The organism is Bartonella sp. AA16NXGY (genome assembly GCF_042197325.1).
Taxonomy (GTDB): domain Bacteria; phylum Pseudomonadota; class Alphaproteobacteria; order Rhizobiales; family Rhizobiaceae; genus Bartonella.
In genome coordinates this window covers 91,604-103,391 of sequence record NZ_JBHIRR010000004.1, presented here as the reverse complement: position 1 = coordinate 103,391, position 11,788 = coordinate 91,604, and the positions used below count along the sequence as shown (strand labels likewise).

The following is an 11,788-nucleotide window of genomic DNA, read 5'->3' as shown; positions in this document are numbered from 1 at the left end:
GCTTCCACACACCCACAAATCCTTTAAATTACGTGAAAATGGTGGTCACTTTCATTGCAAATAAGCATAATAGAATGAAACTTTAATTTTTAAGCGTTATTTTTTCTAAGAAACAGGGATTTGACATGACACAACAAAAAAATAAACCAATTGATCCACCTCTTTTCCCTCAGTTGATTTTAACACTTGATGTTCGGCGCAACACCCCACACACATTTTTGCAGCAAATTTTACAAACAAAGTCTTTTGCATGCGTCATCCTCTATGATTCTGAAAAATTGAAAGATGATAGCTCTTTTTTACAACAACAAGCGCAAACTTACGCAGAAGATATTCAACATCATGACGCAGCCCTTCTCATTGCTGATGACAGCCGCATTGCTGGGCGCATAAAGGCTGATGGATTGCACATAGAAAATGATCTTAACGCTCTTGAAAGCTTCAAAAATCAGCAAAAGGAACAAAAAATTATAGGCTTTGGCAATTTACGCAATCGCCATAGTGCTATGCTTGCAGCAGAAACAGGTGTTGATTACCTTCTGTTTGGAAAACTCGGTGCTGATAAAAAACCCCAAGCGCACCCCCGCAATCTCCAGTTAGCAACATGGTGGGCAGAAATTATGCAAACCCCCGCCATTATCCAAGCAGGAAGCGATTTTTCAACCTTTGATGAAGTCTTAAAGACTGGATGTGAATTCATTGCTGTAGAAGAAGTGATTTTTGGGAACGACAACCCCTTAATACTGCTTAAAACAATGCAAGAAAAATGTGAGAAAACCCCCTTGTAATATAGGAGGAGAATTTATAAATAAAGTGTTAATAAAAATCCAAATACTCACCACTATATTACTTATATAGAACACACAATAACAGATAAAGAGAATACCTCGAAACTCAATAAAATTGCTTAATAATTCAATCAAATTGATAAAAAACTAGCGTCTTTTTTCATATAATATATAGAAAAAAGGATCATAGAAACTTTCTCGTTCAATGTCTTATAAAGACAAAGCATTGTGATTGGGGAAAATGGTCATTTTCAATATTGGTACTGAATACCAATAGCTGACGATACAAATATGCAGGGGACATAAAAATGCAATATAGCGGAACACTTGAAGATCTTAAAAACATAATTCGCAAAGCTGGATATCAAATCAAAGAAACTAAACCTCTATCACATCCATCCCCTGAAGGATATCAGATCAAAACCTCCGAAGGAGGCACTACTAATTGGTTTAAAAGCACAGGAAAACTTCAAGTTCAAGGCAGCGCAAACATAAAACAAAAGTTAATAGAAGATTTAGCAAAGCATATAGAAGAAACATCAACGATTCCTTCCTCAAAAACTGCCTCCAATCCTTCAAATAAAAAAATTTTTATCGTTCATGGTCATGATTGTTATGCCTTAACGGAGCTTGAAAATGTTCTTCTCAAGCTTGGTCTCGAACCATATATCTTACAAAACACGAGTGGTAATGGTTTACCCATCATTCAAACTTTGAAAAAAGAAATTTGTGACAGTTCTATAAGTTTTGGTATTGTACTCCTCACGCATGATGACATGGGTTATGCTATATCTCAAGGTGCAGAAAAAATTCAACCCCGTGCACGACAAAACGTTATTTTCGAAATGGGCATGTTAGCTGCCGCACTTCCTCTTGAGAGGATTGCTATTCTACAAAAAGAAGGCATTGAAATGCTTTCAGATGTTGGTGGAGTTTACTACCTTTCTTTTAAAGAACACGTAAACGAAACATTTCCCAAACTTATTAAGCGCTTACAAAAAGCTGATTTCTCTTTTAATACAGATACAATTCATGCATTAAAGTAAATTTGAATAATGCTTATGTTTATTTTTTAAAGCGCACACCCAAAACCACATGCCACCCCACCACATTCCACAGACACACACATCCTATAGCACAGAGAAACGATCATCCCCCACTCTTATTCAAACAGCAAGCGATTGTGCAAATTTTAATGAAGAGACCGCGCGTGAATTCACTACCGTAGAAGAAATCATTTTAGTCTCTTTGATAAACGCGGAGGCTGTTGTCATGATTTTGGTAATTGTTCCAGAAAGGTTTAAGAGGCAGCCTCTGATTAGATTAAAGAAAAATAGGAAATTCACGTCGGGCATGTACTACAGCTACAATTTCGATTTGATGTGCAGCTACTCGATAAAATATAAGGTAATTTGGATGCGCTACAATTTCTCGTAATCCTAATACCTTCTCACTCTGTCTGTATAAATATGGATGTTCAGCCAATGGGCAGTACGGATGCTTCCAAAAACCTTTTCATTCGGCGCGCAGCAGATGGATTCTCGCGAGCAATATAGGTAACATCTGACGCAAATCGTCGCGCGCCGAAGACAACCAAACAACCGGAAGCATCACTTGTCCTGTTCAGCTTCAAGCTGACTGATTATAACTTCCATTTCAGCCATAACCTCATCATGCGGAATAGGAGGATATGGATTTGCAAGACTGCTCGCTACCTTATCGCGCAGCCATGCAGTGTAGCTGCTTTCCTGTTCAACGGTTTCGAACTCTGAAATTAGCGGAGAAAGGGTGGGCTTCATAATATATGTCCTTTCTATTCCTGAATATTGGAGATAATTACTCTTGTCTATGTTGTTAATATTAGCGAATTGAAAATGTTTAACTTTTAAGCGTCCAAAGTTCTTTTGATCTTAAAACTTAAGGCTTTTTAACCCTCTCAAAAAACACGAAGGCTAATGTCATGATTTTGACAATCATTCCAGAGAGATTTAAGAAGCGGATAGCCTCTCATAAAAAACAAATTTTGTAAGTAAAAAACTATTTTTATTGTAAATTTCCTGAAATTACTTTATGAATTAAAAGATGTTTTGGTCGCATACGCAACGACCAAAAGGGGCCTTGAAAACCCTAAGTTCTAGCGTAAAGATGAACCCACTTTGTGGGTATCCCGGAATTCCGGGAGTTTTTGCTATGTCCAGGTGCTTTAAGCACTAAAAGCAAAAAGGCTGACTAGAACTCAGTATTTTCAAGCTCCCGGAATACTCATGCGAGGGCGCTCGCGACCGGCGGGGGGCTTTAAAATGCGAACCAAAGATCTTGATAATGATCTTTTTATTGGCAAAAAAATTCGTTTGAGACGAAAAATGCTAAAAATGTCTCAAACAACTTTAGGGCACGCTTTAGGCGTCAGCTTCCAACAAATTCAAAAATATGAAAAAGGCTTAAATCGTGTCAGCGCAGGGCGTTTAATGGAAATTTCTGATATTTTGAATGTTCCCATTGCCTTTTTTTATGCCGATATCATTACAAAACACCAGCCCCCGTATCATCATGATGAAATCGCATCAAGCACAGAGGAATACCTGCTGCTCAAAAGATTTAGAACTCTCACAACGGTAAAAAAGAAAGCCTTTTTACAGCTAATCTCTGATGAGAATGCAAGCTAACATCACACGGATAGCGTGCGCTATTCATAAGCATTCATACATATTTTAAAAAGCAACCTCCATTGTAAGCATTTTTTCATTTTAGGGGGATAAGCCCTTGATATAATAGAAGATAAGCATCTTTACATACGATAACCCTTCATCATTATTATTTTTAACAGAACTGTATTATTTTTAACAGGACTGTTTTAAACAGTCTGTCTCTCGTCGACATTTATGCTACTTTTTTAACTTACCCAACCCTACCTTGAACCAAGACGAAAAACTGAGAGATAAAAAGTAATATAGAAATGAAATTCTTATACGGCTTGTAATGATGAAAAAAAAATGTGAAAATTCTGATCGGTAATGAGGAGAAAACACCATGATCAAGAGAAGCGTGAAGCTGCTTATCTTAGGCGTGATTGGGCTTGCAAGTTCTGCTGTAAGTTCAGCGGGAAACACTGAAGAAATCTCAAATTCTGAAAGCTCTTTCAATACGATTCAAGAAGCTTCAAACACTCAAGAACCCTTTCAGCCCTTAAAAGCTGGAGACTATGACCAAGCCTATGACTATTACATCCAAGGTTATTATTTAAAAGCTTTTCGTGAAGCACTCCGACGTGCTGAAAAAAATGATCCTTTTGCACAAACTCTTCTTGCCCGAATTTATATGGAAGGATGTGCTGTTCCTATTGACGGTGCGCGTGCTGCTTTATGGTTTGAACGTGCTGCAAAACAGGGGGAACCCCAAGCACAACTACGCTATGGACTTATGTTGTTTGATGGTAACTTTATAAAACAAAATCAAGAACTTGGTGCGCAATTCATTCAAAAAGCTGTCAAAGCAGGCGTCAAGGAAGCCTATTTTTATTATGGACAACTGCTTCTTTATAAGGCCTCACAGGAAAAACAAGCTCTCCCTGGTGTTTCTTCCCAAAGTCGTGAAAATGAAGCAATAGAGCAAGCCTTAAAATGGTACTTAAAAGGTGCTGCTCTTGGGGATGCTGAAGCGGCTTTTTCTGCTGCAAAAATTCTTTCCTTAGGCACATTAAAGCGACCAAAGGATGATCGCAATGCCCGCAAGCTCATGGAGGTAGCGGCTCAAAACAACCACTTAAAAGCTCAACTTCATTTAGCACAATGGCTTGTACAGGGGCGTGGAGGAGAAACAGATTTTCAGCGTGCTTTTCATTTACTTCACAGAAATGCCGTCAACATGATTGCACCAGCACAGATTTCCCTTGCAAGGCTTTATCGAGATGGCACAGGAACAAAAGGCGATATAATAATGGCAGCGGCATGGTATATGCTCGCAAAGGAGGCAAAAATGCAAGCTCCTGATCTTGAAATAATGCTCCAAGGCATGGATAAGGCACAACTAGAAAAAGCGCACAAAGAAGCAATAAAGCTCCTTCCTGTTTTTTAAAATACTCCTCTCTGCATCAAAAAGATAAAATTTATAGAAATTCCGGGAGATTTTGCTCTGTCTAGGTGCTTTAAGCACTAAAAGCAAAAAGGCTGATTCGGATTCAGTATTTTCAAACTCTCGGAATACCAACGCGAGGGCGCTCGCAACCGGCGGGGGCTTTAAAATGCGAGCCAAAAATCTTGATAATGACATTTTCATTGGTAAAGAAAACGCACTGGTATCATTTGCTTAAGCAAACAATATCCAATAAGCAAAAGAGCTAGGCTATCCCGAAAATTCCGCAAGCTCTATTTTTTCATTCTTTTTGCTTGGATGAAAAACACGCCAACTCTCATTAAAAAACTATTTTTTATTGCCAAGCCTCCGAAATTACTTTACATATTGAAAGGTGTTTTGGTCGCATACGCAACGACCAATAGGGCTCTAAAAACCCGAAACCTCGTACATAAATTTACCCCGCTTTGCGGGTATCCCGGAATTCCGGGAGATTTTGCTATGTCCAGGTGCTTTAAGCACTAAAAGCAAAATGCTGATTCGAGGTCAGTGTTTTTAGACTCCCGGAATACCAACGCGAGGGCGCTCGCAACCGGCGGGGGCTTTAAAATGCGAGCCAAAAATCTTGATAACGACATTTTCATTGGCAAAAAAATTCGTTTGAGACGAAAAATGCTAAAAATGTCTCAAAAAACATTAGGTCAACATTTAGGTGTTACTTTCCAACAAATCCAGAAATATGAAAACGGCTTAAATCGTGTCAGCGCAGGGCGTTTAAAAGAAATTGCCGATATCTTAAATGTTCCACTTGTCTTTTTCTATGCGGATATCTTAACAAAACAACAGCCCCCGTACTCTCATGATGAAATCGCATCAAGTACAGAGGAATACCTACTGCTCAAAAGATTTAGAGTTCTAACCTCGATAAAACAAAGAGCCATTTTACAATTACTCTCTGATCAAAATGAAAGCTTTTAACATCATAATATAGGGCGCTACACTCTCTGTTCTTGACTTGCCTCCCACCCCTCAAAGGACAGAAGCCCCTTCCCTATCCGGTTGGGAAACAATCCGTCTTCTCAGAACAGAACTCTTTTAGCTTCCCATTTTATGTGGTTCATTTCACAAAATTATCCGGACAAGCTCCCCCCTCAAATATTCACCACACACTCTCATAAAAACATCACATGTGCAAAGTTTTATGTCTTATAGCACCACACCTCAAACGACAGTATTTTACAGCAAACAGAATAAGCATTCATACGTATTAAAAAAAAAGATAGCCCTCAAAAAGCAATGCTTGAAAATTTTTTTGATCAATCTGAAACAGAACCTAACGCATCATTTTATAGATAGAGGACATGATCTTAACATGCAAACGCAAAAAATTGCTTTTTTATCATAATCACTAAAAGCAGCAGTTTATTAAAATATACGCCACCAGAAGCACTTCAAGCAGCCTTTACAGCTGAAACCATTATTCATTGATTAATTAACCGATTGATTAGATACCGATATGTTGTTAATGTGCTATAAGTAAAGTTGCTCTTAATTTCTGGAAGAGGAGCTTCGCAAATAAAGAGCAACAATAAGTAAGGGGAATTAAAGATGTTAAAATATTTATTGCTGTCACCGGTTGTGTTGGTGGCTGGTTGCGCATCTGTAGGCAATTATTCATCAAATTATGTTGATCAAAGTCTTACAAAGCGTCAGGCACAATTAGTTGCTAACAAATTTATTAGCGGTAACAAAGGGTTTTTACCACCAGCTACAACCACACTTCTTATAAAGAAAAATAATACAGCAGACAGCTTTACTCCTTTATTTATCAATCTGTTGCGACGGAATGGATATAATGTGATCTATACAGATCAACCTCAAAAGCAACAAAACATGGGTGTGAATTTGAGTTATAGAATAAGATTAAATAGTAGCACTATAGTGTCTCTTTTTCAGTATAACGTGAACGGAGAGCCGCGTTCTTATATAAATACTCAGCCCAGATGAACCCGCTATTTAATGTAAACATACTCTATATTTTACACGTAAAGACTTAAAAGCTCTTGCGAAAGGCAAAGAGATTTGCACCTCAATAAAAAACCTCATTTTTAGCCAGAGTGGATAAATTTTATTATAGATTGTGACAATACAAAATAGTGTAAATTATAGCTTTGAGATTTAAGAAAAGAAGAATACTAAAAATAATGAAAATGCCCCACACCCTAGTGAATTGTTACGCGAAGATGTAAATGCAAAACTTGGACTATCTGTGATTGAAGCAGCTGAAGAGTTTTCTATATCCCGTGTAGCATTTTCTAGGGTTTTGGTAAAAATCCTTATAACGACATTTTCAGCGGCAAATTCATTGGCAAAAAAATTCGTTTGAGACGAAAAATGTTGAAGATGTCTCAAAAAACATTAGGTCAACATTTAGGTGTTACTTTCCAACAAATCCAGAAATATGAAAACGGCTTAAATCGTGTCAGCGCAGAGCGTTTAAAAGAAATAGCCGATATCCTAAATGCTCCACTTGTCTTTTTCTATGCTGATATCTTAACAAAACAACAGCCCCCGTACTCTCATGATGAAATCGCATCAAGTACAGAAAAATACCTGCTTTTAAAAAAATTTAGAGTCCTGACCTCGATAAAACAGAAAGCCTTTTTACAGCTGATCTCTGATAAGAATACAAACGAACACCCCGCGATAACACACACCACGCTCTATCCCATGAGACACTCATAATAAACTCCGTATTCACATATTCTTAATTAAAAACACCTCATGGTTTTAGGGAACTTATATCATTACCATCAATTATATCATTGCCATCAATGATGATATTTTACGACACAACGGGATAAATTTCCCCAAAAATTCTAAAAAATTTTTGTGCAAATTTTTAAAAAGCTTGCGTCTGAGCGCTTTTTATGGTCTTGCAAAGAACTGAAAAGCAAAAATACATAAAGGTCCTTTTTTACTTAAGCTTTTCTCTTTGCAAAAAGCAGGAGAAAGCCCATAAAGAGCACACAGGACCATGAGAGAGCCGCAAGGTTAATCAAAGGGATTTTAGCCCGAAAATAACAAAAGAGCTTGACTGTTAAAGGCAGCAAAGAAAAGCGCCATAAAAACAACAAGAGAGTTCTTTTTGCAAGAATAGAATTGGATAGAAACGATGAAAATTAATGGCAATGAAATTCGCCCTGGTAATGTGATCGAACATCAAGGAAGCTTATGGGTTGCTGTTAAATGTAACGCTGTAAAACCAGGAAAAGGTGGTGCATTTAACCAAGTTGAAATGAAAAATTTGATTGATGGTACAAAACTTAATGAACGCTTTCGTGCTGCTGAGACGGTTGAACGCGTGCGCCTTGAACAAAAAGATTTCACATTTCTTTATCAACAAGGGGATGCTTTGGTCTTTATGGATTCAGAATCTTATGAACAACTAGAACTTCAAAAGGATTTTGTTGGTGAACGTGCTGCTTTTCTCCAAGATGGGATGACTGTCACAGTTGAACTTTATCAAGAAAAGCCTATTGGCATCTCACTTCCTGATCAAGTTGCTGTCACGATTGCAGAAGCCGACCCTGCCATCAAAGGACAAACGGTTACCTCCTCTTATAAACCCGCCATTCTTGAAAACGGGATTCGTATTCTTGTTCCCCCCTTTATGAATGCTGGTGAACGTATCATTGTAGACACCAATGAGTTGATTTATTTGCGTCGCGCAAATGAAAAAGATAAATAAAGGAATAAAAAATGGCCCATTCTGCAGTCATGAATGTCATGGTGCAAGCTGCAATGAAAGCAGGACGCTCGTTGGTACGTGATTACGGTGAAGTGCAAAATTTGCAAGTGTCTTTGAAAGGACCAGCAGATTATGTCAGCCAAGCAGATCGCAAAGCGGAAAAAATTATTTTCAATGAACTAAGCAAGGCGCGCCCCAAATTTGGTTTTCTGATGGAAGAGTCAGAAGAAATCATTGGAGAAGATTCACAACACCGTTTTATTGTTGACCCTTTAGATGGTACCACAAATTTTCTCCATGGCATTCCTTTTTTTGCTGTTTCCATTGCCTTAGAAAGCCAAGGGACAATCGTTGGTGGTGTCATTTACAATCCCGTGAATGATGAACTCTTCACCGCAGAACGCGGGTGTGGTGCTTTTTTCAATGACCGCCGCTGTCGCGTTTCTGCTCGACGCAGACTAGAAGATTGTGTCATTGCTACAGGAATGCCTCATTTTGGTCGCCCAAATCATGGAACCTACCTTATTGAATTACGTAATGTGATGGCAGAGGTTGCCGGACTTCGCCGTTTTGGTGCTGCTGCTCTTGATTTAGCTTATGTGGCTGCTGGAAGAACCGATGGCTTTTGGGAAGATAACCTGCAAATTTGGGATATGGCTGCTGGAATATTGATGGTTCGTGAAGCCGGTGGTTTTGTCACCGATAAAGAAGGCGGCAACAATATATTTCGCAAAAAAAATATCATTGCCGGCAATGAACACATTCGCCTAAAATTAGAAAAAACCCTCAAAAAAGGCATTTAAGCCTAAAAAAATCCAGCAGATTACCTCAGCCAAGCAGATCGCAAAGCGGAAAAAATTATTTTAAATGAATTAAGCAAAGCGCACCCCAAATTTGGTTTTCTGATGGAAGAGTCAGAAGAAATCACTGGAGAAGATTCACAACACCGTTTTATTGTTGACCCTTTGAGATGGCACCACAAATTTTCTCCATGGCATTCCTTTTTTTGCTGTTTCCATTGCCTTAGAAAGCCAAGGAAAAATCGTTGGTGGTGTCATTTACAATCCCGTGAGTGATGAACTCTTCACCGCAGAACGCGGGTATGGTGCTTTTTTCAATAACCGACGCTGTCGCGTTTCTGCTCGACGCAGACTGGAAGATTGTGTCATTGCCACGGGAATGCCTCATTTTGGTCGCCCAAATCATGGAACCTATCTTATTGAATTACGCAATATAATGATGGAAGTTACTGGATTGCGCCGTTTTGGCGCTGCTCTTGAGTTTATCTTATGTCGCCGCAGAAAAAACCGATGGTTTTTGGGGAGATAACCTGCACATTTTTGATAAAACTACCAGCATACTGATGCTTCGCAAAACCGGTGTTTTTGTCACTGATAAAGAAGGCAGCAGCGATATATTTCGCAAAAAAAATATCATTGCCGGAAATGAACACATTCGCATCAAACTATAAAAAAAACTTCAAAAAAGCATTTAATTCTTACAGTTTTTTACAAAACCCTTAGAACCTTAAACAAACACATGAAGAAAGAGTTTTTAATTTTCTTTACAGAAAACGATAGGAAATAACTGATTAGATAGTGACAAAAAACATCACCACGAACAAAAAATGTACTTGCTATACCCCCCACAAAAGCAATCCCCAATAGCTTACCTTATTGACGTTTCTGTTATTCAAATTCCCCTGCAAACAAGCTGCAAAAGGCAATAAACACAAATCCCATCATAACCAAACGCCCCAAAAAGCAATTATCGCACCCAAAACAAGAACACAGCCCATTTACTCCTCAATATATGCTCTTTACAGTGCGCTATCCATTGATCGAAAAACTCTCCTCTCTCATAAAAGCTGCCGCATATGCTTAAGAGTTTTCACTCTTTTCCACCACTACATAATAGCAGAAATTTCAGAAAAACCACTGATTCAGTGGGTTGTTCTCTACCCCTTTATTCAACCGTTTTACAAATAGTTTATCAAATGCCGACGACATTTATAATAATGAAAATCTTTGTTTTCCAAAATTGCTTTCTGCATTTCACTTGCAAGCTGCTCTTTATCTTTTTCAACAACCTCTTTCAGCGCCTTTACCTTCTCATTACCGAAGATAATTTTTAATTTTTCTTTTAACTTTTTTTCCTCAACAAGCTTCTCCCAAAAGATCAATCGGTTATCGCATTTCTCATTTGATGATTTCATCCACTCTTTAACGCCTAATTTGTAAGCTTCTTCAAATGTTGGATTCCCTTCAACAATGGAAAGCTTTTTTGCTCTATTTGTGTCATTCTCTTTACAAGTATTGATTACATCTCTAACTGTGACAGAATGGCAACCATTATCAAAGGCAACATAGCCTTTTTTCACTGTTTTAATAAGCTTCTTATAGTAAATGAAAGTTTCTCTTGCCTCCTTATAATCACTGGAAATATCACACAACAACAACAACACATTCTTTTTACAATATAATAATAAAGTACACTCACCAGACCAAGATTCCGAAAGCTTTAGCATTTTCTCTATCTCTTTGTGTTCTATACTTATAAATATGTGGTCCCACAAAGTATCTGTAAATTTTTTCTTTTCATCCTCCCCTGTAAAGTTTTCCTTTTGGTGCTGTTTGCATTCAGCTGTAATCATATCATCAAGAACATATAACCACCAATGAAGTAATAACATTGTAGGTTGACTCCGTTTTTTTTTCGTAAGAGGATCTACAAACTTTTGCAGAGTTATTCCATTCCTTCTCATTAATCGCACTGCTTTTATAAAAAATTTCCTAAAATACGAGGTATCCAAGAGACTACATATTTTTTTGTAATGTTCATAAGTAAGTTTTTTTCCAAGTGCTTGCTTGTACAATAAACGCACTTTGTGATCCCCTCGAACACAAATATCCTTTACCAATGGAAGCCGATCTCCACTGAATTTCATATCTTCCCTAGGATTTTTTATCCCCAGTACGTCTCTTTCCCATAGCCTTACTCCCTCATCCCATTGTTTCAACCATTCCTGCGATACTTTTTGAGTTTTTTTAACAAGCCTTTGTTCCCCTTGTGCAATAATATCTTTATGTCCAGCGCATTCTTGCTTTTTTTGCTCAAGTTGTTCAGTCAATTGAAGACACTTCTGTTCCCATTGTGCAATAATATCTTGATGTCCAGC

The 11,788-nt window shown here is 38.0% G+C and carries 12 protein-coding genes and 1 pseudogene; 10 read left to right on the top strand and 3 right to left on the bottom strand.

What is annotated here, in order from left to right:
- The first annotated feature begins 125 nt into the window (after window positions 1-125).
- Complete coding sequence (locus ACFINK_RS03725; protein ID WP_375638277.1) at window positions 126-788, top strand: thiamine phosphate synthase; 663 nt, start codon at window positions 126-128, stop codon at window positions 786-788.
- 308 nt (window positions 789-1,096) lie between these two features.
- Window positions 1,097-1,834 carry a TIR domain-containing protein gene (locus ACFINK_RS03720; protein ID WP_375638276.1) on the top strand — a complete coding sequence of 246 codons (738 nt, stop codon included), beginning with the start codon at window positions 1,097-1,099 and terminating at the stop codon, window positions 1,832-1,834.
- A gap of 277 nt (window positions 1,835-2,111) precedes the next feature.
- Here ACFINK_RS03720 and ACFINK_RS03715 read toward each other — a convergent pair whose 3' ends face one another.
- Window positions 2,112-2,273, bottom strand: coding sequence for a type II toxin-antitoxin system RelE/ParE family toxin (locus tag ACFINK_RS03715; RefSeq protein ID WP_375638275.1), 162 nt, complete (start codon window positions 2,271-2,273; stop codon window positions 2,112-2,114).
- Window positions 2,274-2,398: 125 nt separating this feature from the next.
- Entirely contained in the window at window positions 2,399-2,587 is a 189-nt protein-coding gene (gene relB, locus ACFINK_RS03710; protein ID WP_375613201.1) for a type II toxin-antitoxin system RelB family antitoxin, read from the bottom strand.
- A 465-nt stretch (window positions 2,588-3,052) separates the two neighbouring features.
- Between relB and ACFINK_RS03705 the strand changes: the two genes are divergently transcribed.
- From ACFINK_RS03705 to ACFINK_RS03670, 8 genes and pseudogenes are all read left to right on the top strand, one after another.
- Window positions 3,053-3,454, top strand: coding sequence for a helix-turn-helix domain-containing protein (locus ACFINK_RS03705; RefSeq protein WP_375638274.1), 402 nt, complete (start codon window positions 3,053-3,055; stop codon window positions 3,452-3,454).
- Between the two features lie 364 nt (window positions 3,455-3,818).
- The gene (locus ACFINK_RS03700; protein ID WP_375638273.1) at window positions 3,819-4,862 is read left to right on the top strand and encodes a tetratricopeptide repeat protein; all 1,044 of its coding nucleotides are present in this window, start codon (window positions 3,819-3,821) and stop codon (window positions 4,860-4,862) included.
- Between the two features lie 606 nt (window positions 4,863-5,468).
- A complete protein-coding gene (locus tag ACFINK_RS03695; protein WP_375638272.1) occupies window positions 5,469-5,837 on the top strand; it encodes a helix-turn-helix domain-containing protein in 369 nt (122 codons plus the stop codon).
- 630 nt (window positions 5,838-6,467) lie between these two features.
- Entirely contained in the window at window positions 6,468-6,866 is a 399-nt protein-coding gene (locus ACFINK_RS03690; RefSeq protein WP_375611747.1) for a conjugal transfer lipoprotein TrbH, read from the top strand.
- A gap of 339 nt (window positions 6,867-7,205) precedes the next feature.
- On the top strand, window positions 7,206-7,604 hold the full coding sequence (locus ACFINK_RS03685; RefSeq protein ID WP_375611779.1) for a helix-turn-helix domain-containing protein: 399 nt from the start codon (window positions 7,206-7,208) through the stop codon (window positions 7,602-7,604).
- Between the two features lie 430 nt (window positions 7,605-8,034).
- Window positions 8,035-8,610 (top strand): elongation factor P, encoded by a 576-nt coding sequence (efp, locus tag ACFINK_RS03680; protein WP_015856958.1) that lies wholly within the window; start codon window positions 8,035-8,037, stop codon window positions 8,608-8,610.
- Window positions 8,611-8,621: 11 nt separating this feature from the next.
- Window positions 8,622-9,413 (top strand): inositol monophosphatase family protein, encoded by a 792-nt coding sequence (locus ACFINK_RS03675; protein ID WP_375638271.1) that lies wholly within the window; start codon window positions 8,622-8,624, stop codon window positions 9,411-9,413.
- A 6-nt stretch (window positions 9,414-9,419) separates the two neighbouring features.
- Window positions 9,420-10,098 (top strand): annotated as a pseudogene (locus ACFINK_RS03670) (inositol monophosphatase family protein); the annotation flags it as partial.
- Window positions 10,099-10,588: 490 nt separating this feature from the next.
- Here ACFINK_RS03670 and ACFINK_RS03665 read toward each other — a convergent pair.
- Window positions 10,589-11,788 (bottom strand): hypothetical protein (locus tag ACFINK_RS03665; protein ID WP_375638270.1); only part of this gene is annotated, 1,200 nt, incomplete at its 5' end.